This is a genomic window from Microbacterium sp. NPDC090225 (assembly GCF_044772365.1).
In the GTDB taxonomy this organism is placed as follows: domain Bacteria; phylum Actinomycetota; class Actinomycetes; order Actinomycetales; family Microbacteriaceae; genus Microbacterium.
This window is the reverse complement of record NZ_JBIVYS010000001.1, coordinates 1337909-1362103: the sequence shown is the minus strand read 5'-3', so window position 1 is coordinate 1362103 and position 24195 is coordinate 1337909. Positions and strand designations below refer to the sequence as shown.

The window sequence follows — 24195 nt, the reverse complement described above, 5'->3', positions numbered from 1 at the left end:
ACTCCTTCCATGTCGATGGTGCAAGCGCCACTGCCGGCCACGAAGGCGGAGTCCCCCTCCGCCTCCGTGGCCGGCGGCCGGAAGCGTCGCGGTCTCTCGATCGTCACGGCCCGCCCCTGGCTCCTCCTCGCGCCCGGGCTGATCATCCTCGCGGTGCTCATGCTCTGGCCGCTCATCCAGGTGTTCATCTACTCGCTGCAGGACTATGGTCTGCGCGAGATCAACACCGGGGAGAACAACTGGATCGGCTTCGACAACTACGTCGAGGCGCTCACCAACCCGACCCTGTGGACGGTGGTCCTGCCCAACACCGTCGGGTTCGCCGCGGTGGCGGTCTTCGTCACCGTGGCGGTCGGCACGCTCGTCGCCCTGCTGCTGGCCCGCCTCGGCACCACGTGGCGCGTCATCGTCTCGAGCTGCATCATGGTCGCGTGGGCGATGCCCGCCGTGACCGGCACCTACGTCTGGACCTTCATCTTCGATGCCGACCGCGGCATCTTCAACTCGGTACTGCGCGACATGGGCCTCATGGACCAGTCGATCAACTGGTTCACGAACCAGTGGTCGTTCTACGCGATCGTGCTGCTGAACGTCGTGCACCACGGCTTCCCGTTCGTCGCGATCACCGTGCTCGCCGGACTCCTCGGCGTCTCGAAGGAGATGCTCGAAGCCGCAGCCCTCGACGGTGCCGGCGCCTGGCGCCGCTTCTGGAAGATCATCTTCCCGACCCTCAAGCCCGTCTTCTCGGTCGTGATCATCCTGTCGACGATCTGGGACTTCAAGGTCTTCGCCCAGGTGTACCTGATGCCCGGCGGTGGCGGCGGCAACCGCCAGGTGCTCAACCTCGGCGTCTGGTCGTACGTCGAATCGTTCGGTCAGAACCGCTACGGCTTCGGTGCGGCACTGGCCGTGCTGCTGACCCTCGTGCTGATCGGCATCACGATCGTGTACATCCGATCCCTCATGAAGGAGGACGAGCTGTGAACCCGCGCGCATCCCTCCGCTCCCGCATCGGTATCGGGATCGCCGTCGCGGCCGTCCTGATCTTCACCCTGTTCCCCGTCTACTGGATGGTCTCCAGCGCCTTCGACAAGAAGGCGTCGAGCGGCGGGCAGTCGCTGCTGCCGCAGGAGTTCACCTTCGACAACTTCGCCTTCGTCCTGACCGAGGGCGGGTTCGGCACGTTCCTGCGCAACTCGGCGATCGTGGCGATCGTCACCGTCGTCGTGAGCGCGCTCGTGTGCCTCCTCGCCGCCGTCGCGGTCGCCCGCTTCAAGTTCAAGTTCCGCACCACGATCCTCATGATGATCCTCGTCGTGCAGATGGTGCCGCTCGAGGCGCTCGTCATCCCGCTGTTCCTCCAGGTGAAGAGCCTCGGGCTGCTCAACAGCATCCTCGGCCTGATGGTCGTGTACGTGGCGCTCTCGCTCGCCTTCGGCATCTGGATGCTGCGCGGATTCGTCGCGGCCGTCCCGGTCGAGCTCGAAGAGGCCGCCTACATCGACGGTGCGAGCTGGTGGCGCATGTTCCGCTCGATCCTGCTGCCGCTGGTCATGCCGGGCCTGGTCGCGACGAGCATCTTCAGCTTCATCACCGCGTGGAACGAGTTCATCTTCGCGATGACGATCCTCGGCGCCCAGACCGACCAGTACACGGTCTCGATCGGTCTCAAGTCGTTCTTCGGCCTGTTCGCCAATGACTGGGGCAGCATCATGGCCGCGTCGACGATCATCACCCTCCCGGTCATGATCTTCTTCGTGATCGTTCAGCGTCGTCTGGCCTCGGGCATGGTGGCGGGAGCCGTGAAGGGATGACCGACGACCTCGAGCGCCTCGCGAACGGCGTGCTCTGGCCGGGCTTCTTCGGCACGGAGGCGCCCGCCTGGCTGACCTCCGAGCTGCGCGACGGCCTCGCCGGCGTGGTGTACTTCGGCCAGAACGTGGGTGAGGGGCTGCCGGCGCTGAGCGCCGAGATCCTCGCCGCGAACCCGGATGCCCTGATCGGCGTCGACGAGGAGGGCGGCAGCGTCACCCGCCTCGAGTCGGCCACCGGATCGACGCTCCCCGGAGCCGCTCAGCTGGGTACGCTCGACGACCTCGTCGCGACCGAGCGGACCGGTGCCGAGCTCGCCCGCCGCGTGCGCGCGGTCGGCGCGAACGTCGTGCTGGGGCCCGTCGCCGACGTCAACACCGATCCGCGCAACCCCGTGATCGGCGTGCGCGCGTTCGGCTCCGAGGAGCCGCTCGTGACGCGCCACGTGATCGCCGCGGTCGACGGCATCCAGGACGGCGCGGTGGCCGCGTGCATCAAGCACTTCCCGGGGCACGGCGACACGCATCTCGACTCGCACCACGCGCTGCCCGAGATCGCCCTCGACATCGACGAGTACGAGCGGGTGCACCTCGCGCCGTTCCGCGCCGCGGTCGAGGCCGGGGTCGACAGCATCATGACCGCCCACATCGTCGTCCCGGCGTGGGGCGACCAGCCCGCCACCCTCAACCCGCGCGTGCTCGGCATGCTGCGCGAGTGGGGCTTCGAGGGCGTCATCATCACCGACGCGCTCGACATGGCGGCCATTCGCGAGACCGTCGGGATCGGCGGGGGAGCGGCGCAGGCCCTCGCCGCCGGTGCCGATCTGCTCTGCATCGGCAACCCGACCAACCCCGGCGACGACGCCCTCCCCGACCAGGACGAGCGCGACTTCCGCGCCGCGCGCGACGGCATCGTCGCAGCGCTGCGCGACGGGTCGCTCTCCCGTGATCGCGTCGAGGAGGCCGCCGCTCGTGTGGCCGCGCTCGCGCGCAAGCTCCGGGTGGCCGCCGCAATGTCGGAGGGCGTCGACGAGTTCGACGCGACCGACGTCGTGCGTCGTGCGATCAGCGTCGTCGGAGACGCCCCCGCTGCGGCATCCGCTCTGTCGGTCGTCGACGCGCGCCGCCGTTCGACGCTGGCCGTCGACAGCGCCTCGGCGTACGTCTCGGCGACGCTCGCCGACGACGGACGCCGTGTGCGCCTCGACGTCGCGCACACCTCGGTAGAGGAGCAGGATCGGGTGCTCGATGACGCGGTGTCGACGGAGGGCACGACCGTGCTGCTCATCGACCGCCCCGACGCGGATGCCGCGCAGCGCGCACTCGTGGAACGCGCCGCCGTGCGCGACCCCCACGCCGTCGTCGTCAACGTGGGCCTCGCCGCACGCACGGCGCTCCCGCTGCCGACGATCGAGGTGGGCGCCGCCAGCAGGCTGGGCGCGCAGATGGCTCGAGAGCGGTTGGTCGGCGCCGCCGGCTGAGACGGGTGCGCACGATGGACGACGACGTTCTCGCGCTGGTCCGCCGCTCGGTCCCCAAGCTGAGTGCGGCCGAGACGCGGGTGGCCGAGCGGATCCTCGACGACCCGATGCTCGTGGTCGACCTCGCGATCACCGATCTCGCCGAACTGTGCAGCACGTCGCTGTCGACCGTCGCGCGCTTCGCGCAGTCGCTGGGTTTCAGCGGCTATCGCGAGCTGCGCGTGGCGGTCGCGCGGTCGGTGACCCTGGCCCAGGCGCAGCAGGCACGTTTCGGCTTGGATTCGACCACGATCTCGGCCGTCGACGGGCCCGCCACGATCGCCGCGAAGCTCGCGGCCCAGCAGATCGACGCGATCGAGAAGACAGCGCACGGGCTCGATGCGGCGACCCTCGATAGGGCGGCGCTGGCCATCGTCGACGCCCGGCACATCGACCTCTTCGGGCAGGCGGCCTCCTCGCTCGCTGCGCAGGATCTGCAGCTGAAGCTCTCGCGCATCGGCAGCGCGGTCTCGCACTCCGCCGATCCGCACCTCGCGCTGACCGCGGCCGCGCTGCGCACGTCGGACGACGTGGCGATCGCCTTCTCGCACAGCGGGGAGACGGTCGAGACGCTGCGGGCGCTGGAGGTGGCGAGGGATGCCGGTGCGCTCACCGTCGCGGTGACCGGGGTCGCCGATTCGTCGCTCGCGCAGACCGCCGAGCTGGTGCTCCTCACACACGCTTACGAGTCGCCGTTCCGGATGGCGGCGATGTCGAGTCGGATCGCGCAGTTGGCGCTCGTCGATGTGCTCTTCGTGCGCGTCGTGCAGCACCGGGGAGAGCCGGTGTCGATCCCGCTGCGGCTCACGCACGACGTCGCGGTGCACCACCGGCGCTGAGACCCGGAACCGGGGATCGCGATACCGGATCGCAACACTCTCGTAACGCGAGAGTCTTGGCATACCAACATCCACTGAGTAGCGTCGAGGGAATCACCATGCGGGCGACGATGCCCGCATGCGCAGCGAAACGCCCCACAGGGAAGGTTCATCCATGCACCAGTCACCACTTCGACGACGCGGTCTCGTCGCCATCACAGGGGCGACGATCGCCGCCCTCGCCCTCGCGGGTTGTGTCGCGAGCGAGCGCGGCGACAACGATTCGGAAGGTTCCGGCGACGTCGACGGCACCTTCGTGTTCGCCGCATCGTCCGACCCGGCCAGCCTCGACCCCGCCTTCGCGCAGGACGGCGAGAGCTTCCGGGTCTCGCGCCAGATCTTCGAGGGCCTCGTCGGCACCGAGCCGGGAACGGCCGACCCCGCCCCGCTCCTCGCCGAGAGCTGGGAGTCGTCGGAGGACGGCATGAGCCACACCTTCACCCTCAAGGAAGACGTGACCTTCCAGGACGGCACGCCGTTCAACGCCGAGGCCGTGTGCGTCAACTTCGACCGCTGGTACAACTGGACCGGTCTCGCCGCGTCCGAGGCCTTCGGCTACTACTACAACAAGCTCTTCAAGGGCTACGCCGACACCGCAGTGGATGCCGTCTACAAGTCGTGCACGCCCGACGGCGACTACTCCGTCACGATCGAGCTGAACAAGCCCTTCGCCGGTTTCGTGGCCTCGCTGTCGCTGCCGTCGTTCGCGATGCAGAGCCCCTCGGCGATGCAGGAGTTCGGCGCCGACGAGGTGGGCGGATCCGCCGAGGCTCCGCAGCTCTCGGAGTACGCCATGGGACACCCGGTCGGCACCGGTCCCTACTCCTTCGAGGAGTGGGCACCGGGCGAGCAGGTCACGCTCAAGGCCTACGACGGCTACTGGGGTGACGCCGGACAGATCGACGAGATCATCTTCCGCACGATCGACGACCCGACCGCTCGCCGCCAGGCGCTCGAGTCCGGCTCGATCGACGGTTACGACCTCGTCGGCCCGGCCGACACGAAGGCTCTCGAGGACGACGGCTTCACCATGGTGTCGCGCCCGCCGTTCACGATCCTCTACCTGGCGTTCAACCAGGCGATCCCCGAGCTGCAGGACCCGAAGGTCCGTGAGGCGCTGTCGTACGCGGTCGACAAGGACGCACTGATCAGCCAGGTGCTCCCCGAGGGCACCGAGAAGGCGATCGAGTTCGTTCCCGAGGTCGTCAACGGCTACAACCCCGATGTCACGACGTTCGACTACGACCCCGAGAAGGCCAAGGCGCTGCTCGCCGAAGCCGGCTACGACGAGGCCAACCCGCTGAAGCTCACCTTCAACTACCCGGTCAACGTCTCGCGTCCGTACATGCCGGACCCCGAGCAGATCTTCACGGTGCTGTCGTCGCAGCTCGCAGACGTCGGCGTCGAGACCACCCCGGTCTCGGAGGAGTGGGTCGAGTACCTCGACCGCACCACCGGCACGTCGGACCACGGCATCCACCTCCTCGGGTGGACCGGTGACTACAACGACACCGACAACTTCGTCGGCGTCTTCTTCGGCCAGCAGAGCTCCGAGTGGGGCTTCGACAACCCCGAGCTGTTCCAGAAGCTGAACGAGGCGCGCGGCGTCTCGAACCTCGAGGACCAGACGGCTCTGTACGAAGAGATCAACGAGATGGTCGCGCAGTTCATCCCCGGTGTTCCGCTCGCGCACCCGGCGCCCACGCTCGCGTTCGATCCGCGCGTCGAGAGCTACCCGGCCAGCCCGGTGAACGACGAGGTCTTCACGGACATCGTCCTCACCAAGTAGGCCCGACCGACGCGCACCCTTCGTCTCGTCGCTCCGCTCCTCGCTCAGGGACCGGCCTCCCGGTCCCTGAGCGAGCGGAGCGAGACGAAGGGTGTGCGCCCGATCTACGGAGATCTCTGTGCTGCGCACCATCGGCGGGCGACTGCTGTTCCTCATCCCCACTCTGATCGGCCTCAGCATCCTGCTGTTCGCCTGGGTCAGAGCCCTCCCCGGCGGCCCGGCCGTCGCCCTTCTCGGTGAGAAGGCGACCCCCGAGGCCATCGAGAGGGTCAACGAACTCTACGGATTCAACAAACCGCTCATCGAGCAGTACTTCGTCTGGGTGACGAGGCTGCTCCAGGGCGACTTCGGCACCTCGATCCAGACCAACCGGCCGGTCGTCGAGGAGTTCTTCCGCCGCTTCCCGGCCACCATCGAGCTCAGCGTCGTCGCGCTCATCTTCGCGGTCGGCGTCGGCATCCCGCTCGGCTACTGGGCGGCGCGCCGCCACGGCAAGTTCAGCGACCACGCCTCGGTGGTGCTGAGCCTGATCGGCATCACCATCCCGGTGTTCTTCCTCGCGTTCATCCTGAAGTACATCTTCGCCGTGCAACTGGGCTGGCTGCCCTCCGACGGTAGGCAGAATCCGAGGATCGATGCCACGCATCCCACGGGGTTCTACGTGTGGGACGGCCTCATCACCGGCGAGTTCGATGCCGCGTGGGACGCGATCCTGCACCTGATCCTCCCGGCGCTGGCGCTGGGCACGATCCCGCTCGCGATCATCGTGCGCATCACGCGTGCGAGCGTGCTCGAGGTGCAGAACGCCGACTACGTGCGCACCGGGCGAGCGAAGGGCGTCGGATCCTCGACGCTGCGCAACCGCTTCATCCTGCGCAACGCCATGCTGCCCGTCATCACGACGATCGGTCTGCAGACGGGCCTGCTCATCTCGGGGGCGGTGCTCACCGAGACGGTGTTCGCCTTCCCGGGGATCGGGTCGTTCCTGGCCCGAGCGATCTTCACCCGGGACTTCCCGGTGCTGCAGGGCTTCATCATCTTCATCGCGATCGCGTACGCGCTGATCAACCTCGCGGTGGACGTCTCGTACAGCTTCATCGACCCGAGAGTGAGGGTCCAATGACGACCATCACCGGCATCCGGAAGGGGGCGATGTCATGAGCGTCGCACTCCCACCCGCCCAGGGCGGCGGCGTCATCGACACCGTCGCGATCGCCCAGGCCGGCATCAAGGAAGGACCCGGCGGGTTCTGGCGCGACGTCTTCCGACGTCTGCGTCGCAACCCCACGGCGTGGATCGGCGCGATCATCGTGCTGCTCTTCCTGCTCGTGGCGGGCCTGGCCCCGCTGCTCGCCCCGTATCCCGAGACCGCGCTCCCCGGGGCGAAGTTCATCACACCGACCTACATCCCGGGGCCGGGGGAGCTGCCGCAGTTCCCGCTCGGGCTGGATCGGTTCGGCGGCGACGTGCTGTCGAAGCTCATCTGGGGCGCGAGGGCGTCACTGCTCGTCGGTGTCATCTCGACCGCGATGGGACTCGTCGGCGGCATGCTGCTCGGTCTCGTCGCCGGTACCTTCGGCGGCTGGGTCGACACCGTGATCATGCGGTTCGTCGACATCATCCTCTCGGTGCCGAACCTGCTGCTCGCGGTCTCGATCGCGGCGATCCTCGGTCAGACGCCGTTCGCGGTGATGATCGCGATCGGTGCCTCGCAGGTGCCGATCTTCGCCCGCCTGCTGCGCGCCTCGATGCTGCAGCAGCGATCGAGCGACTACGTGCTCTCGGCGCAGACCCTCGGTCTCGGTCGAGGCCGCATCACGATGTCGCACGTGCTGCCGAACGCGATCGGCCCCGTGATCGTTCAGGGCACGCTCACGCTCGCGACCGCGGTGATCGACGCCGCAGCGCTGTCGTTCCTCGGTCTCGGCGGCGGTCGCCCCGAGACGGCCGAGTGGGGCCGCATGCTCACCTACGCGCAGGCGGAACTCTCGATCGCGCCGTGGCTCGCCTTCCTGCCCGGCATCTGCATCGCGGTCACCGCGCTCGGCTTCACCCTGTTCGGTGAGGCGTTGCGCGAGGCCATGGACCCGAGGACGCGTGCCCGATGAACGCCCAGGAGAAGAAGATGAACGACGCTCCGCTGCTCTCCGTCGAGGGACTCGCGGTCGACTTCACCACCATGGACGGCATCGTGCACGCCGTCGAGGGGGTCGACCTCGAGATCTCGGCCGGTGAGACGGTCGCGATCGTCGGTGAGTCCGGTTCGGGCAAGTCGACGACGGCGATGGCCATCATCGGCCTCCTCGCGGGAGGGGGCAGGGTCGCCAGCGGCAGCATCCGTCTCGACGGGCGCGACATCGCGCACGCCGGCGAGAACGAGCTGCGCACTATCCGCGGACGCGACATCGGTCTCGTTCCGCAGGATCCGATGTCGAACCTCAACCCGGTGGCGAAGGTCGGAACCCAGGTCGCCGAGACCCTGCTCGCCCACGGACTCGCCACACGGCAGAACGTGCAGCAGAAGGTCGTCGAGGCCCTCACGGCCGCGGGACTGCCGGATCCGGAGAAACGGGCGAAGCAGTACCCCCACGAGTTCTCGGGCGGCATGCGGCAGCGTGCGCTGATCGCGATCGGACTGGCCTGCAAGCCGCGCCTGCTGATCGCCGATGAGCCGACGAGTGCGCTCGACGTCACGGTGCAGCGCACGATCCTCGATCAGATCGGTGCGATGACGCGCGAGCTCGGCACGGCCGTGCTGCTCATCACGCACGACCTCGGCCTCGCCGCCGAGCGTGCGGAGCGCGTCGTGGTGATGCACCGCGGCAAGGTGGTCGAACAGGGGCCCGCCCGCCAGATCCTCGAGGATCCGCAGCATCCCTACACCCAGTCGCTCGTGAAGGCCGCCCCCTCGGTGGCGGCCGCGCGTCTGCGGCCGGAAGCCTTCCATGTCGAGGAACGAGCGGATGCCGCGACCGACGCGTCCGCGACCCCGGACGGCTCCGCGTCGGCGACCGACAACATCGTCGAGATCGAGGGCCTCACCAAGGTGTACCCGGTGCGCGGACGCGGCGAGGACTTCGTCGCGGTGAACGACGTGTCGCTCGCGATCCCCCGCGGCGAGACGGTCGCGATCGTCGGGGAGTCGGGGTCGGGCAAGACGACGACGGCGCGGATGCTGTTGAAGCTGATCGAGCCGACCAGCGGTCTGATCCGTTTCGAGGGCAAGGACGCCGCCTCGCTCAGTCGTGCCGAGACGCGCGACTTCCGCCAGCGCGTGCAGCCGATCTTCCAGGATCCGTACTCGAGCCTGAACCCGATGTTCACGATCGAGCGTCTGATCGCCGAGCCCCTCGAGTTCTACCGCCGGGGGAGCGGGGCCGAGCGTCGTGCGCGCGTGCGCCAGCTGCTCGACGACGTGGCGCTGCCGCAGTCGATGCTCGGGCGGTACCCGTCGGAGCTGTCGGGCGGTCAGCGCCAGCGCGTCGCGATCGCGCGTGCGCTCGCGCTCTCGCCCGACCTCATCGTGTGCGACGAGCCGGTCTCGGCCCTCGACGTGCTGGTGCAGGATCAGATCCTCACCCTGCTCGGCGATCTGCAGAGCGAGTACGGGCTCAGCTATCTCTTCATCTCGCACGACCTCGCGGTGGTGCGACTCATCAGCGACTACGTGTGCGTGATGAAGGACGGCAGCCTGGTCGAGGCCGCGTCGTCGGAGGAGATCTTCACGAACCCGCGCGACCCGTACACGCGGCGTCTGCTCGCCTCGATCCCGGGGAACGAGCTCGACATCGCGTCATGAGGGGTGGGCGGCGGTTCTCCACAGGGGGACCGCCGCCCGGCCCGCGATGTCGCCGGCAGTCGATAGCATGGCCCGCATGCGCACTCCTCTTCGATCCGCTGCCCTGCTCGTCGCCGCCGCTCTCACGCTGACCGGGTGCTCGACGCTGATCCCGACCGAGCAGGAGACGAGCGGGTCGTCGTCGCAGGCCGAGACCGAGACCGGGACCGAGGAGACGACGGCGGGCGAGCTCGATGCCGCGCCCGCGACGGGAGCCACGATCGCCGGTGACGGCTACACCTTCAAAGCCCCCACCGGGTGGGACGACCCGCAGCAGGAGATCCCCGGGTTCGATCCCGACAGCTTCGCCGCGAACCTCCAGGACACCGACGGCTTCGCCGACAACGTGAACGTACTCAAGTCCCCGGTCGGCGTCGTGACGCCCGACCAGGTCGAGACGCTGGGGCTGAAGGAGCTCGAGACCGTGGGCGCCACTGACGTCGTCGTGCACGACCGCGTCGTCGTCGCCGGTTCGGAGTCCGCGCACATCTCCGCGGCCATGTCGAGCGAGGGCGTCTCGTACGTCGTCGACCAGTACTACGTCAGCAGCGCCGACCAGACGTACGTCGTCACCTTCTCCTTCAGTGACACGGTGCCGGCGGCCGAGCGCCAGCAGATCGCCGAGTCGGTGCTCGTCACCTGGGCCTGGGTGTGACGCCCGGAACTGCTCGATGACGGATGCCAATACCGCAGCATCCGAAAATGGTCAAGGACTCCGCTTGCCATGTCGCAGATTCGTGTCTATAGTTAGTAGTTGCGCTCGCTTCTCCATGCCCTCATATGGTGGTCGGCATTTCGTTGAGCTTCTGAGCGCACACTCCACCTGACGACAAAGGAATCGAGAAGCCCTGCGGGGCTCACGGAGGTTATTCCCTTGGCTGCTGCTCGCAACGCATCCACATCCACCACCACCAAGAACGGACGCGGAGCTTCCCGCCTCTCGTTCGCCAAGATCTCCGACACGCTGACGGTCCCTGACCTTCTCGCCCTCCAGACCGAGTCCTTCGGCTGGCTCGTCGGTAACGACGACTGGAAGGCCCGTGTGGCCGAGGCCAAGAAGGCCGGCCGCACCGACGTCAACGAGATCAGCGGTCTCGGCGAGATCTTCGAGGAGATCTCCCCGATCGAGGACCTCGGCGAGACGATGCAGCTCTCGTTCACGAACCCGTACCTCGAGCCCGAGAAGTACTCGATCGAGGAGTGCAAGGAGCGTGGCAAGACCTACGCCGCTCCGCTGTACGTCGAGGCCGAGTTCATGAATCACCTCACCGGTGAGATCAAGACCCAGACGGTCTTCATGGGCGACTTCCCGCTCCAGACCGGCAAGGGAACCTTCATCATCAACGGTTCCGAGCGCGTCGTCGTCTCGCAGCTGGTGCGCTCGCCCGGTGTCTACTTCGACAAGACGCCCGACAAGACGTCCGACAAGGACATCGTCTCGGCGCGCGTGATCCCGAGCCGTGGTGCATGGCTCGAGTTCGAGATCGACAAGCGCGACCAGGTCGGTGTGCGCATCGACCGCAAGCGCAAGCAGTCGGTGACCGTCTTCCTCAAGGCCCTCGGCATGACGAGCGAAGAGATCCTGGCGGAGTTCGCCGGCTTCACCTCCATCGAGGAGACGCTCGCGAAGGACACCATCGTCACGAAGGAAGATGCGCTCCGCGACATCTACCGCAAGCTGCGTCCGGGCGAGCAGGTCGCCGCCGAGGCCGCGCGTGCGCTCCTCGACAACTTCTACTTCAACCCGAAGCGTTACGACCTCGCGAAGGTGGGTCGTTACAAGATCAACCACAAGCTCGGTCTCGACGCTCCGCTGTCGGACTCGGTCCTGACGGTCGAAGACATCGTCGCGACGATCAAGTACCTCGTGCGCATCCACGCGGGCACCGAGACCTTCCCCGGCATCCGTGGCGGCAAGAAGGCCGAGATCCGTCTCGCGACCGACGACATCGACAACTTCGGCAACCGTCGCATCCGCGCGGTCGGCGAGCTGATCCAGAACCAGGTCCGCACCGGTCTGTCGCGCATGGAGCGCGTCGTCCGCGAGCGCATGACCACGCAGGACATCGAGGCGATCACGCCGCAGACCCTGATCAACGTGCGCCCCGTCGTCGCCGCGATCAAGGAGTTCTTCGGAACGTCGCAGCTGTCGCAGTTCATGGACCAGAACAACCCGCTCGCCGGTCTGACGAACAAGCGTCGTCTCTCGGCGCTCGGCCCGGGTGGTCTCTCGCGTGACCGCGCCGGCGTCGAGGTCCGTGACGTCCACCCGTCGCACTACGGCCGCATGTGCCCGATCGAGACCCCGGAAGGCCCGAACATCGGTCTGATCGGTGCTCTCGCGACCTTCGCGCGCATCAACTCGTTCGGTTTCATCGAGACCCCGTACCGCAAGGTCGAGGGTGGCGTCGTCACCGAGCACATCGACTACCTCACCGCCTCCGAAGAGGTCGACTTCAACATCGCGCAGGCCAACGCCCCGCTCGATGCCAAGGGTCGCTTCATCGAGAGCCACGTGCTCGCCCGCCCCAAGGGTGGTAGCGGCGAGGTCGACATGTTCCTCCCGGAGGACATCGGCTACATCGACGTCTCGCCTCGCCAGATGGTGTCGGTCGCGACCTCGCTCGTGCCGTTCCTCGAGCACGACGACGCGCAGCGCGCCCTCATGGGTGCCAACATGCAGCGTCAGGCCGTGCCGCTGCTGCGCAGCGACTCGCCGCTCGTCGGAACCGGTATGGAGGGCTACACGGCCATCGACGCCGGTGACGTGCTCACCGCCGAGAAGGCCGGTGTCGTCTCCGAGGTCTCCGCGGACCGTGTCGTCGTCATGCTCGACGAGGGCGGCACGCAGGAGTACCACCTGCGCAAGTTCGACCGCTCCAACCAGGGCACGTCGTACAACCAGAAGGTCGTCGTCACCGCCGGTGAGCGCGTCGAGGTCGGAGAGGTCATCGCCGATGGCCCCGCCACCGAGAACGGCGAGCTGGCCCTCGGAAAGAACCTCCTCGTCGCGTTCATGACGTGGGAGGGCTACAACTTCGAGGACGCGATCATCCTGAGCCAGGACCTGGTGAAGGACGACACCCTCTCCTCGATCCACATCGAGGAGTACGAGGTCGACGCGCGCGACACCAAGCTCGGCAAGGAGGAGATCACCCGTGACCTCCCCAACGTCAGCCCGGAGCTGCTCAAGGACCTCGACGAGCGCGGCATCATCCGCATCGGCGCCGAGGTCCGCCCCGGCGACATCCTCGTCGGCAAGGTCACGCCGAAGGGCGAGACCGAGCTGTCGGCCGAGGAGCGTCTGCTCCGCGCGATCTTCAACGAGAAGAGCCGCGAGGTTCGCGACACGTCGCTGAAGGTCCCCCACGGTGAGCAGGGCACGATCATCGCCGTCAAGGAGTTCAACGCCGAGGACGGCGACGACGAGCTCGGCTCGGGCGTCAACCGCCGCGTCGTGGTCTACATCGCTCAGAAGCGAAAGATCACCGAGGGCGACAAGCTCGCCGGCCGTCACGGCAACAAGGGTGTCATCGCGAAGATCCTCCCGATCGAGGACATGCCGTTCCTCGCGGACGGAACCCCGGTCGACATCGTCCTGAACCCGCTCGGTATCCCGGGTCGAATGAACTTCGGCCAGGTGCTGGAGACCCACCTCGGGTGGATCGCCAAGCAGGGCTGGAAGGTCGAGGGCACCCCGGAGTGGGCCGCTCGTCTGCCGGAGCAGGCTTTCGAGGCCGCTCCCGGCACGAAGGTCGCCACCCCGGTGTTCGACGGAGCGTCGGAGGAGGAGATCGCCGGTCTCCTCGACGTCACGCTCCCGACCCGCGACGGTGTGCGCCTGATCGACTCGACCGGAAAGACGCAGCTGTTCGACGGCCGCTCCGGTGAGCCGTTCCCGGCGCCGATCTCGGTGGGCTACATGTACATCCTGAAGCTGCACCACCTGGTCGACGACAAGATCCACGCGCGTTCGACGGGTCCGTACTCGATGATCACGCAGCAGCCGCTCGGTGGTAAGGCGCAGTTCGGTGGACAGCGCTTCGGTGAGATGGAGGTGTGGGCCCTCGAGGCCTACGGCGCCGCGTACGCCCTCCAGGAGCTCCTCACGATCAAGTCCGACGACATCCTCGGCCGCGTCAAGGTCTACGAGGCGATCGTCAAGGGCGAGAACATCCAGGAGCCCGGCATCCCCGAGTCGTTCAAGGTGCTCATGAAGGAGATGCAGTCGCTCTGCCTGAACGTCGAGGTCCTCTCGGCCGACGGCACGCTGGTGAACCTCCGCGACACCGACGACGAGGCGTTCCGCGCCGCGGAAGAGCTCGGTATCAACATCTCCAGCCGCTTCGAGGCCGCCTCGATCGACGAGATCTAATCCTTCGGACGGGCCCGGGACGCAACTCCCGGGCCCCCCGAAGCAGACTTCTCAAAAAGAATTTCCGACACAGGAGAACTAGTGCTCGAGTCCACAACTTTCGATGAGCTTCGCATCGGCCTGGCGACCGCAGACCACATCCGCGCGTGGTCCTACGGCGAGGTCAAGAAGCCCGAAACCATCAACTACCGCACCCTGAAGCCCGAGAAGGACGGTCTCTTCGGAGAGCAGATCTTCGGACCGTCCCGCGACTGGGAGTGCGCCTGCGGAAAGTACAAGCGCGTCCGCTTCAAGGGCATCGTCTGCGAGCGCTGCGGCGTGGAGGTCACCAAGAGCTCCGTCCGTCGTGAGCGCATGGGTCACATCGAGCTCGCCGCTCCGGTCACCCACATCTGGTACTTCAAGGGTGTTCCCTCGCGTCTGGGCTACCTGCTCGACATGGCGCCGAAGGACCTCGAGAAGGTCATCTACTTCGCCGCGTACATGGTCATCTCGGTCGACGAGGATGCTCGTCACCGCGACCTGGGCACGCAGGAGAACAACGTCCGTCTCGAGCTGAAGACGCTCGGCGACCGCCGCGACTCCAAGATCGCCGAGCGCCTCGCTCGTCTCGAGGAGGAGCTCGCTGCTCTCGAGGCCGAGGGTGCCAAGGCCGACGCCAAGAAGAAGGTCAAGGACGCCGCCGAGAAGGAGATGTCGCTCATCCGCAAGGGTGCCGACGAGGCGATCGCCAAGCTCGAGCGCGTGTGGGAGGACTTCCGCACGCTCGAGGTCGGTGCACTTCGCCCCGAGGACGACGTCTTCCACGAGCTGCAGGACCGCTTCGGTCAGTACTTCGAGGCCTACATGGGCGCCGAGTCGATCCAGCGTCGTCTCGCTGCGTTCGACCTCGCGGCCGAGGCCGAGAACCTGCACCTGCAGATCGCCGAGGGCAAGGGCCAGCGCAAGATCCGTGCGATCAAGCGTCTCAAGGTCGTCAACTCGTTCCTCGAGACCGGCATGAGCCCGGCGGCGATGGTCCTCGACGTCGTCCCGGTCATCCCGCCGGAGCTGCGTCCGATGGTGCAGCTCGACGGTGGCCGCTTCGCGACCTCCGACCTGAACGACCTGTACCGCCGCGTGATCAACCGCAACAACCGTCTTCGTCGTCTGATCGACCTCGGTGCCCCCGAGATCATCGTCAACAACGAGAAGCGCATGCTGCAGGAGGCCGTCGACGCTCTGTTCGACAACGGTCGCCGTGGTCGTCCCGTCACCGGTACCGGCAACCGCGCCCTGAAGTCCCTCAGCGACATGCTGAAGGGTAAGCAGGGTCGTTTCCGTCAGAACCTGCTCGGAAAGCGCGTCGACTACTCGGGCCGTTCGGTCATCATCGTCGGACCGCAGCTCAAGCTGCACCAGTGCGGTCTGCCCAAGCAGATGGCTCTGGAGCTCTTCAAGCCGTTCGTCATCAAGCGCCTGATCGACCTGGGTCACTCGCAGAACATCAAGGCTGCGAAGCGCGCCGTCGAGCGCACCCGTCCCGAGGTCTGGGACGTGCTCGAGGAGATCATCCGCGAGCGTCCCGTGCTGCTCAACCGTGCGCCCACGCTGCACCGTCTCGGCATCCAGGCGTTCGAGCCGCAGCTCGTCGAGGGCAAGGCCATCCAGCTGCACCCGCTCGTCTGCGCGGCGTTCAACGCCGACTTCGACGGTGACCAGATGGCCGTGCACCTGCCGCTGTCGGTCGAGGCTCAGGCCGAGGCCCGCGTGCTGATGCTCGCGTCGAACAACATCCTGAAGCCGTCCGACGGCCGCCCGGTGACCCTGCCCTCGCAGGACATGATCATCGGTCTGCACCACCTGACCACGGTCAAGGAGGGCGCAGCCGGTGAGGGCCGTGCATTCGGTTCGGTCGGTGAGGCGATCCTGGCGAAGGACGAGGGAACCCTCGACCTGCAGGCCAAGATCCGCATCCGCATCCCGGGTCTGACGTTCCTCGAGGGCGAAGCGCCCGAGGGCTACGAGCGTCACGGTCTCGTGGACGCCTCGCTGGGTCAGGCGATCTTCAACGACGCGCTGCCGAAGGGCTACCCCTTCGTCCGCGAGCAGGCCGACAAGGGCAAGCTGTCGCAGATCGTCAACAAGCTGGCCGAGGAGTACCCGAAGGTCGAGACGGCTGCGTCGCTTGACCGCATCAAGGACGCCGGTTTCTACTGGGCCACGCGCTCCGGTGTGACCGTCGCCCTGAGCGACATCCTGACGCCGCCGAACAAGGCCGAGATCGTCGCGGGCTACGAGAAGCAGGCCGCGAAGGTCCAGTCCCAGTACGAGAAGGGCCTCACGACCGACGCCGAGCGTCGCCAGGAGCTCATCAAGATCTGGACCGAGGCGACCGACGAGGTCCAGGCCGCGATGAAGGCGCACTTCCCGGAGGACAACACCATCAACCGCATGGTGTCCTCGGGCGCCCGTGGTAACTGGCTGCAGATCCGCAACATCGCGGGTATGCGTGGTCTGGTGAACAACCCCAAGGGTGAGATCATCCCGCGTCCGATCATCTCCTCGTACCGCGAGGGTCTGTCGGTGGCGGAGTACTTCATCGCGACGCACGGTACCCGTAAGGGTCTGGCCGACACCGCTCTGCGTACCGCCGACTCGGGTTACCTGACCCGTCGTCTGGTGGATGTCTCGCAGGACGTCATCATCCGCGAAGAGGACTGCGGCACGTCGAAGGGCCTCGAGCTCCCGATCGCCGCTCCGAACTCGCAGGGTGAGCTCGTCCGCGACGCGAACGTCGAGAACTCGGTGTTCGCCCGTACGCTCGCCTCGGGTGTCGTCGACAGCAAGGGCGAGGTCCTCGCCGACGCCGGTGACGACGTGGGTGACGTGCTCATCGACAAGCTGGTCGCGGCGGGTGTCGAGACCATCAAGGTGCGCTCGGTCCTGACCTGCGACTCCGCCGTCGGTGTCTGCGCTCAGTGCTACGGCCGTTCGCTGGCGACGGGTAAGACCGTCGACATCGGCGAGGCCGTCGGCATCATCGCGGCCCAGTCGATCGGTGAGCCCGGTACCCAGCTGACGATGCGTACCTTCCACACCGGTGGTTCCGCGTCGGCCGATGACATCACGCAGGGTCTTCCCCGTGTGCAGGAGCTGTTCGAGGCTCGTACCCCCAAGGGTGCGTCGCCGATCGCCGAGGCCGATGGCCGCATCACGATCGACGAGACGGACAAGGCCAAGAAGGTCATCCTGACGCCCGACAACGGCGACGAGCCGGTCATCTACCCGGTTCTGCGTCGTGCGACGCTCCTGGTCGAGGACGGGCAGCACGTCACGGTCGGTCAGCCGATCCTGGTCGGCACGCTCGACCCCAAGGAGGTCATGCGTGTCATGGGTGCCCGCGAGGTGCAGCGTTACCTCGTCAACGGCGTCCAGGGCGTGTACCGCTCGCAGGGTGTGCCGATCCACGACAAGCACATCGAGGTCATCGTCCGCCAGATGCTCCGCAAGGTCACCGTCGTCGATCACGCCGACACGACCCTGCTGCCGGGTGAGATGGTCGACCTCAAGCGCTACCAGGCGATCAACCGCGAGGCCGTGGCCGAGGGCAAGCGCCCCGCGTCGGGCCGTTCGGAGCTGATGGGTATCACGAAGGCGTCGCTCGCGACGGAGTCGTGGCTGTCGGCCGCCTCCTTCCAGGAGACGACCCGCGTGCTCACCGAGGCTGCGATGCAGGGCAAGCGCGACCCGCTGGTCGGTCTCAAGGAGAACGTCATCATCGGAAAGCTCATCCCCGCCGGAACCGGTCTCTCGAAGTACCGCGACGTCACGGTCGAGGCTACGGAAGAGGCCAAGAGCGAGCGCTACCCGAACCGGATCTTCGCATCCGACGGTGCGTACGCCGACGGTGACTTCGGTTACGTCGACTTCGACGCGTTCTCGACGGACGACATCACGCCCGGAACCTATAACTGAGTGTGAGTGAACGAAGGCCCCGGGGTTCTCCCCGGGGCCTTCGTCGTACCCGGCCCGGCATCGGGCGGGCGGGGCGGATGCTTCAGTCGAAGATGCTCGCGATGATGCTGGCCGTGTAGCCGGTCGGTGCGAGGTTGGAGTACTGGGTGTCGATGAGGATGTCGTCGCGCCAGAACAGGGTGCGCCCGTCGGTCACGGGGTACTGCTCGTTCTGCCAGGTCTTCTCGCAGCGGGTGCCGCCGTCGGGCGTGAAGCAGCTGAACCCTTCGGTGTCGGCGAGCTGATTGAGCAGATCGAGCGCGGGGCCGCGGTTCATGCGCTCGATCGTCGTGACGAGGCCGGTGGTGTCGGCGCCGGGGTCGCGCCAGATGCACGTGAGGGTTCCGTCGGCGCCGACGCCCGACGGCCCGAACGCGGCGTCGTTCAACGGCGTCTCGCCGAGCTGCGACAGCACGTCGTCCGAGAGGATCGCGCGGCAGTCGGTCGGCAGCGCCACGGCAGCGGCCGTCGGCGTCGGTGACGGGGTGGGGGAGGCGGATGCCGACTCCGTGGGCGATTCCGATTCCGAGGGCGATGGCGAGGCCGAGGAGCCGCCGTCTTCGTCGGAGGCGGCGCCGCAGCCCGTGAGGCCGGCGATGAGCAGGAGGGCCGCGACGGCGGCAACGGAGCGTGCCTTCATAGCCACACCGTACTCCTCGGTCATCGCGAGTCGCGCGAGCCGACGATGACGGCGGGGCGCGGTAATGTCGGGCGGGTGAGCACAGAGACTTCTTCCCGATCCGCGGTCGTCATCGGAGACGCCCTGATCGACGAGATCCGCGATGAGGCGGGCATCCGCGAACTGGTGGGTGGCGCCGCGCTGAACGTGGCCGTGGGCCTGCGCCGATTGGGCGTGCCGACGACGTTGATCGCCATGGTGGGCGACGATGCGGCCGGCGAGCACATCCGCGAGTACCTCGCCGACCACGGGGTGACGCTGATCGCCGAGCCGGCCCCGCACGGCTCCTCGCGCGCGATCGTGCAGCGCTCGGCCGGCGGCGAGCCGGAGTACGTCTTCAACGAGGCGGCGCAGCGGCGCAGCATCCGCTACTCCGATGCCGCGCGGCAGGCGATCGCCGACTCGGATCTCGTGGCGATCAGCTGCTTCCCGTTCGATGTTCCAGCCGAGGTCGATGCCCTGGCGGATGCCGTCGGCGACGCGCGCCTCGCGATCGATCCCAATCCGCGCTCGGGCATGCTCAGCGACCGGGAGGAGTTCGTGCGCGGCTTCGAGCGTCTCGCCGCGGCGACCGAGATCGTCAAGGTCGGCGCCGATGACGCGACGCTGCTGTACGACGGAGACCTCGACGCGCTGCGCGCGCGACTGCGGTCGCTCGGTGTGAAGGCCGTGCTGGCGACGGCGGGCTCCGATGGGGCGGTGATCGAGACGGATGCCGCGACGATCTCCGCGCCGATCGCGACGCTGCCGGGACCGATCGTCGACACGGTCGGAGCAGGGGACGCGACCCTCGCCTCGGTCGCTGCGGGGCTGGTCGGGGCGCGTCCTGAGGCGGCGGAGGAGTGGCGGACGCTGCTGCATCGGGCGATGGACATCGCGGCGGCCACGTGCCGCGCCGAGGGCGGTCTGCTGCGCACTCCCGAGTCGCTCGCGGAGTCGGCGCGCGGCGTCCAGGGCAGCTGACAGCTCGATTTCATCCACCGGCGTTCGGCGGGTACTATAAATACTCGTGCCCCCGGTTGGCTGTTCAAGTTGGACGGGTGCGCTCTGGCGAGTTACCCAAGCGGCCAAAGGGATCTGACTGTAAATCAGACTGCACTGCATTCGGGGGTTCGAATCCCTCACTCGCCACCAGAAAGGCCCCGCGATCGCGGGGCCTTCTTCGTTCCGGGGTCGCGTTCTCGTCCGCTCACCGCAGGTACGACGCCCCGTTGAGATCGAGTACCGCCCCCGACGCCCACTGCGCCTCGGGCGACGTGAGATAGACGACCGCGGCGGCAACCTCCTCGGGTGTGCCGACGCGGCCGAACGGACTCTGCGCACGCACGGAGTCCCCTTCGGCGCCGGCGAGCTTCGGCTGCTGCCGTTCGGTCCCGACGAAGCCGGGGGAGACGGTCGCGACGGCGATGCCGTGCGGGGCCAGTGCGACGGCCAGCGACTGACCGAGCGCGTGCAACCCGGCCTTCGCGGCACCGTAGGCGGGGAAGTCGGGCTCGCCGCGCACGGCGCCCCGCGATCCGACGTTCACGATCGACCCCGGAGCTCCCGTGCGGATGAGTGCATTCGCGACGAGATACGAGACGTTGGCGGCGGCGAGCAAATCGACGTCGAGCATCCGCGTCCAGACCTGCTGCCAGGTCGCGTAGTCCACGGCATCCACCCGATGGAAGGTCGCCGGGCTCGGCGCGATCGCGGCGTTGTTCACCACCACATCGATCGCACCGAGGGCATCGATCGCCCGCGCGACGACTGCCGCCGCGGCATCCGGATCCGCCAGATCGCCGCCCACCAGGTGATGCCCATCACCATGCAGCAGGGCGAGCGTCTCGGCGGCGGAGTCCCGGTCACTGCCGTAGTGCACGACGACGCGATCGCCGCGGGCGCTCAGCGCGATCGCGGTGGCCCGGCCGATGCCGCGGGATGCTCCGGTGACGAGTGCGTGTGCCATCCCGCCACTCTACGAGCCGCCTGCGCTCCATGACTTCCTAGACTGGGACGATGCGAGCGCTCACCGAAGCAGACGTCCGGGCATCGTTCGTCAATGCGGATGCCGACGAACTCCGAGTCATGGAGATGCCGCACGACTTCGTGCTGGTCGACTGGGACTACCTCGACTTCTTCGCGTGGCGCGACCCGGGCGCCGGTCGTCGCGGGTATGTGCTTATCCCGCACGACGGCGAGATCGTCGGCATCGTCCTGCGCGCCTCCGACCCCGGTCGCGGCCGATCGGGCATGTGCGACATCTGCCGCACCATGCAGCCGGGCAACCAGGTCACGCTGTTCTCGGCGCGGCGGGCGGGGGAGGCGGGACACCGGGGCGACTCGTTCGGCACCTACATCTGCGCCGATCTCTCCTGCCATGAGAATGTGCGCCTTGCGCACCCACTCGCACCGAACGAGGTCCTGGCCGACGGACAGGTCGATTTCCGCCTCGACGGCACGCGCCGCCGTATGGAGTCGTTCGTCTCGCGGGTGTGGCAGTACGCCTGACCGCGATTACGCTGGACGCAACGTCCTGTGCTCGAAGGAGAAGCCATGAGCGATGCCATCCTGTTCTCGGTCGATGAGGGGATGGCTCGGCTCACGCTGAACCGCCCGGCTCGGCTCAACGCCTTCAACGCCGATCTCGCGCACGCGTGGCGCGACGCCACGGGCGAGGCGACATCGCGTTCCGATGTGAAGGCGATCCTGATCGATGCGGCGGGGCCCGCGTTCTGCGCCGGCGGCGACGTGATCGACATGGCGACCACCATGGGTTCGGGCGACGAGATCACGGCCCTTGCGGAGGTCATCAATACCGGCATCCGCTCGCTGACCGAGTCGTCGGTGCCGGTCGTCGCGGCTGCGCACGGCACGACCGCGGGCGGCGGGCTCGGGATCCTGCTCAGCAGCGACTACGCGGTGGTCGGCTCGCGATCACGGCTCGGCAGTCTCTATGCGAACATCGGCCTGACGCCCGACCTGTCGGTCTCGGCACAGCTCGCCCGCGCGGTCGGGCAGAGGCGTGCGCTCCAGCTCGTGCTGCAGGACCGACTGCTCACGGCCGACGAAGCCGTGGAATGGGGGCTCGTGGCCGAGGCGGTTGCGGGAGAGGACTCGGCGGCCGAGGCGGCACTCGTGCGGTCGCGTGGCGAGGAGATCGCGCGCTTCTGGCTCGCCGGAGCCGCGGATGCCTATGGGCAGGCGAAGCACCTGGTGCGCGCGCAGCCCGAGCGCAGCTTCGTCGAGCAGCTGTCGGCGGAGGCGCTCTCGATCGGCGCCGCGATGCAGACGCCCGACGCGCAGGCCCGGATCGCGGCGTTCGCGGCGGCTTCCGCGAAGAAGGGCGGCTGACTCGGACTGCACCGACGTCGGCTTTCGGGTGTTTGTGCACATCCGGGGCGCAGGGACAGTGCCCGCCCTGCGCGCATGGCAGGATGAGGGCAACGCCGCTAGAGGGGGAGGGTCGTCATGTCCCAGCCGGAGACCGTGACCGAAGAGAAGAAGAACATGTCGCTCCTGATCAGGGGAGCCATCTGGATCGCCATCGGGGCTCTGATCGCCGCAGCGCTCGTCTGCGTCGTGTGGGTGCTGATCGGTGACCAGGACGGCCTGATCGGCCGGGCATTCCTGACGATCCTGCTGTTCGCCGGATTCGCGGGCATCGCGATCCTCGAGGCGGGTCTCGCGCCCAAGCGCCCCGACTGGCTGGCGCTCACCAGCATGGTGACCTGGATCATCGCGCTGATCGTCGGCGCCTTCAAGATCTGGCTGCCCGAAGACGACTACTACTTCAACGGAGCGGCGCGGTTCTTCCAGCTCCTCCTCGTCGTCGGAATCCTGCAGCTCGCGCTTCTGCACGTGCGACTGTTCACTCCGGCCGCGCAGCGGCACCCCACCACGTTCAACCGGGTGATCTACATCGTCACGGTCGTCTTCCTCGGCGGTCTCGTCGCGATGCTCGTGTTCTACCTGACCTTCCCCGACTCGTTCGAGTACGTCGAGCTGTACTGGCGCATCGTCGTCGCGCTGACGATCCTCGCCGCTGTGGGAACGACGCTCGTCCCCCTGCTCAACGCGCTCTTCGCACCGAAGAAGCCCGCTCAGCAGGCGCCTCCGGCCAGCGCGTTCCTCTCGTGGCCGACGTTCGCCGACGGTGTGACCCCGTTGCCCGCACTGCCCGACGGTAGCCCCGACTGGAACGCCTATTACACGGGACAGCCCACGGCCTACGTCCCGCAGGCCGCGCTACCGGCCACGTCGTTCCCGGTGGCTCCCGAGCCGCAGGCGCCCGCGGTTCCCGGGGTTCCTCCGGTGCCGACCGCTCCCGCCGAGCCCGGATTCGCGTACCCGAGCGCGCCCCCGCAGCCCGCTCCTCCGCAGCAGTCCGCGCCCCCTCAGCCCGCACCGCCGCAGTCCGCGCCCTCGGCTCCGCACACGCAGGAAGCCTTCCCGCCGCCGCCTCCCGCCCCGCGTCCTCCGCAGTGAGCAACGAGATCGAGGTCGAGCTCGCCGAGCTCGCGCAGGAGATCGCACGGGAGGCCGGCGAACTCGCGCAGCGCCGGCGGCGTGAGGGGGTCACCCTCGCGGCGACCAAGACCACGCTGGCCGACATCGTCACCGAGGCCGACCGCGAGGTCGAGGCCCTGATCCGCACCCGGCTCGATGTCGCGCGGCCGGGTGACGGGTTCCTCGGCGAGGAGTCCGAGGCGGCGCAGAGCGAGACCGGTATCACGTGGGTCGTCGACCCGATCGACGGCACCGTGAACTACGCCACCGGCATCCCCGCCTACAACGTCAGCATCGCCGCCGTACGCGGAACGGCCGACCCGTCGAGCTGGGAGCATCTTGCCGGAGTCGTGTTCGCGCCGGCCCTGGGTGAGCTCTTCTCCGCCGCGCGCGGGCACGGCGCCTGGCTGGGCGACGAACGCCTCGCGGTCACCGACGAGACGCCCGCGGGTGCGCTCCTGGCGACCGGCTTCGGTTACGACCCCGCCACGCACGACGGCGACATCGAGACGGTCCGGCGCGTGATGCCGATCGCTCGTGACCTGCGACGGATGGGAGCGGCGGCACTCGACCTCGCCTACGTCGCCGCCGGACGCCTCGACGGATACTTCGAGCGCGGTCTGAAGCCCTGGGACTTCGCGGCGGGAGCCCTGCTCGTGCGCGAGGCCGGAGGCGAGCTCTCCCGCTTCGACGTCGACACTCCGCGCCCCCTGATCGTCGCCGGCGGGAGCGCCGTCCACGCACGCCTGATCGAACGGATCGGCGTGAAAGATGAATGACTCATGGCTTTCCCAGCCGAGTCGAGGTAGTGTTTATGCGAT

18 protein-coding genes and 1 tRNA gene are annotated in these 24195 nt (G+C 67.9%); 17 read left to right on the top strand and 2 right to left on the bottom strand.

Annotation, left to right across the window (positions count from 1 at the left end; genetic code table 11):
- Positions 1-9 precede the first annotated feature (9 nt).
- The 11 genes from ACIQTT_RS06550 (at position 10) to rpoC (ending at position 18168) form a co-directional block, all read left to right on the top strand.
- Positions 10-984: a carbohydrate ABC transporter permease gene (locus ACIQTT_RS06550; protein WP_402787672.1), complete on the top strand. Its 975-nt coding sequence runs from the start codon at positions 10-12 to the stop codon at positions 982-984.
- Positions 981-1814 carry a carbohydrate ABC transporter permease gene (locus ACIQTT_RS06545; protein WP_247623222.1) on the top strand — a complete coding sequence of 278 codons (834 nt, stop codon included), beginning with the start codon at positions 981-983 and terminating at the stop codon, positions 1812-1814. The genes ACIQTT_RS06550 and ACIQTT_RS06545 overlap by 4 nt, the downstream gene beginning before the upstream one ends.
- Positions 1811-3292, top strand: coding sequence for a glycoside hydrolase family 3 N-terminal domain-containing protein (locus ACIQTT_RS06540; protein WP_402787668.1), 1482 nt, complete (start codon positions 1811-1813; stop codon positions 3290-3292). The genes ACIQTT_RS06545 and ACIQTT_RS06540 overlap by 4 nt, the downstream gene beginning before the upstream one ends.
- Before the next feature lie 14 nt (positions 3293-3306).
- Complete coding sequence (locus tag ACIQTT_RS06535) at positions 3307-4170, top strand: MurR/RpiR family transcriptional regulator (protein WP_402787665.1); 864 nt, start codon at positions 3307-3309, stop codon at positions 4168-4170.
- A 154-nt stretch (positions 4171-4324) separates the two neighbouring features.
- Complete coding sequence (locus ACIQTT_RS06530; protein WP_402787662.1) at positions 4325-5998, top strand: ABC transporter substrate-binding protein; 1674 nt, start codon at positions 4325-4327, stop codon at positions 5996-5998.
- A 118-nt stretch (positions 5999-6116) separates the two neighbouring features.
- Positions 6117-7121 (top strand): ABC transporter permease, encoded by a 1005-nt coding sequence (locus ACIQTT_RS06525; protein WP_247623218.1) that lies wholly within the window; start codon positions 6117-6119, stop codon positions 7119-7121.
- 34 nt (positions 7122-7155) lie between these two features.
- Positions 7156-8106, top strand: a complete 951-nt coding sequence (locus ACIQTT_RS06520) for an ABC transporter permease (protein ID WP_402787657.1) — start codon at positions 7156-7158, stop codon at positions 8104-8106.
- Entirely contained in the window at positions 8103-9797 is a 1695-nt protein-coding gene (locus ACIQTT_RS06515; RefSeq protein ID WP_402787654.1) for an ABC transporter ATP-binding protein, read from the top strand. Before ACIQTT_RS06520 ends, ACIQTT_RS06515 begins: the two co-directional genes overlap by 4 nt.
- 76 nt (positions 9798-9873) lie before the next feature.
- Positions 9874-10491 carry a hypothetical protein gene (locus ACIQTT_RS06510; protein ID WP_402787651.1) on the top strand — a complete coding sequence of 206 codons (618 nt, stop codon included), beginning with the start codon at positions 9874-9876 and terminating at the stop codon, positions 10489-10491.
- 219 nt (positions 10492-10710) lie between these two features.
- Positions 10711-14211, top strand: coding sequence for a DNA-directed RNA polymerase subunit beta (locus ACIQTT_RS06505; protein WP_402787648.1), 3501 nt, complete (start codon positions 10711-10713; stop codon positions 14209-14211).
- Between the two features lie 81 nt (positions 14212-14292).
- A complete protein-coding gene (rpoC, locus tag ACIQTT_RS06500; protein ID WP_402787645.1) occupies positions 14293-18168 on the top strand; it encodes a DNA-directed RNA polymerase subunit beta' in 3876 nt (1291 codons plus the stop codon).
- 82 nt (positions 18169-18250) lie between these two features.
- On the opposite strand, the gene ACIQTT_RS06495 is transcribed toward rpoC, so the two are convergent.
- Entirely contained in the window at positions 18251-18847 is a 597-nt protein-coding gene (locus ACIQTT_RS06495; RefSeq protein WP_402787642.1) for a hypothetical protein, read from the bottom strand.
- A 75-nt stretch (positions 18848-18922) separates the two neighbouring features.
- On the opposite strand from ACIQTT_RS06495, the gene ACIQTT_RS06490 reads away from it, so the two are divergent.
- Complete coding sequence (locus tag ACIQTT_RS06490) at positions 18923-19849, top strand: carbohydrate kinase family protein (protein ID WP_402787639.1); 927 nt, start codon at positions 18923-18925, stop codon at positions 19847-19849.
- Positions 19850-19935: 86 nt separating this feature from the next.
- Positions 19936-20020: transfer RNA gene (locus tag ACIQTT_RS06485), tRNA-Tyr, on the top strand.
- Between the two features lie 55 nt (positions 20021-20075).
- Here the strand turns inward: ACIQTT_RS06485 and ACIQTT_RS06480 are convergent.
- A complete protein-coding gene (locus tag ACIQTT_RS06480; RefSeq protein WP_402787636.1) occupies positions 20076-20834 on the bottom strand; it encodes an SDR family NAD(P)-dependent oxidoreductase in 759 nt (252 codons plus the stop codon).
- Positions 20835-20884: 50 nt separating this feature from the next.
- Here ACIQTT_RS06480 and ACIQTT_RS06475 point away from each other — a divergent pair, with 50 nt between their 5' ends.
- From ACIQTT_RS06475 to ACIQTT_RS06460, 4 genes are all read left to right on the top strand, one after another.
- Positions 20885-21376, top strand: coding sequence for an FBP domain-containing protein (locus ACIQTT_RS06475; protein ID WP_402787633.1), 492 nt, complete (start codon positions 20885-20887; stop codon positions 21374-21376).
- 45 nt (positions 21377-21421) lie between these two features.
- Complete coding sequence (locus tag ACIQTT_RS06470) at positions 21422-22219, top strand: enoyl-CoA hydratase/isomerase family protein (RefSeq protein WP_402787630.1); 798 nt, start codon at positions 21422-21424, stop codon at positions 22217-22219.
- Between the two features lie 117 nt (positions 22220-22336).
- Positions 22337-23353, top strand: coding sequence for a hypothetical protein (locus ACIQTT_RS06465; protein ID WP_402787627.1), 1017 nt, complete (start codon positions 22337-22339; stop codon positions 23351-23353).
- Positions 23350-24153, top strand: a complete 804-nt coding sequence (locus ACIQTT_RS06460) for an inositol monophosphatase family protein (protein WP_402787624.1) — start codon at positions 23350-23352, stop codon at positions 24151-24153. Before ACIQTT_RS06465 ends, ACIQTT_RS06460 begins: the two co-directional genes overlap by 4 nt.
- The last annotated feature ends 42 nt before the right edge of the window (positions 24154-24195 follow it).

Excerpts from the sequence above, each read along its gene's own strand:
- ACIQTT_RS06475 (WP_402787633.1), top strand. The coding sequence starts at position 20,885 with ATGCGAGCGCTCACCGAAGCAGACGTCCGGGCATCGTTCGTCAATGCG.
- ACIQTT_RS06530 (WP_402787662.1), top strand. The coding sequence starts at position 4,325 with ATGCACCAGTCACCACTTCGACGACGCGGTCTCGTCGCCATCACAGGG.
- ACIQTT_RS06520 (WP_402787657.1), top strand. The coding sequence starts at position 7,156 with ATGAGCGTCGCACTCCCACCCGCCCAGGGCGGCGGCGTCATCGACACC.
- ACIQTT_RS06470 (WP_402787630.1), top strand. The coding sequence starts at position 21,422 with ATGAGCGATGCCATCCTGTTCTCGGTCGATGAGGGGATGGCTCGGCTC.
- ACIQTT_RS06535 (WP_402787665.1), top strand. The coding sequence starts at position 3,307 with ATGGACGACGACGTTCTCGCGCTGGTCCGCCGCTCGGTCCCCAAGCTG.
- ACIQTT_RS06515 (WP_402787654.1), top strand. The coding sequence starts at position 8,103 with ATGAACGCCCAGGAGAAGAAGATGAACGACGCTCCGCTGCTCTCCGTC.
- ACIQTT_RS06550 (WP_402787672.1), top strand. The coding sequence starts at position 10 with ATGTCGATGGTGCAAGCGCCACTGCCGGCCACGAAGGCGGAGTCCCCC.
- ACIQTT_RS06540 (WP_402787668.1), top strand. The coding sequence starts at position 1,811 with ATGACCGACGACCTCGAGCGCCTCGCGAACGGCGTGCTCTGGCCGGGC.
- ACIQTT_RS06510 (WP_402787651.1), top strand. The coding sequence starts at position 9,874 with ATGCGCACTCCTCTTCGATCCGCTGCCCTGCTCGTCGCCGCCGCTCTC.
- ACIQTT_RS06465 (WP_402787627.1), top strand. The coding sequence starts at position 22,337 with ATGTCCCAGCCGGAGACCGTGACCGAAGAGAAGAAGAACATGTCGCTC.
- ACIQTT_RS06480 (WP_402787636.1), bottom strand. The coding sequence starts at position 20,834 with ATGGCACACGCACTCGTCACCGGAGCATCCCGCGGCATCGGCCGGGCC.
- ACIQTT_RS06495 (WP_402787642.1), bottom strand. The coding sequence starts at position 18,847 with ATGAAGGCACGCTCCGTTGCCGCCGTCGCGGCCCTCCTGCTCATCGCC.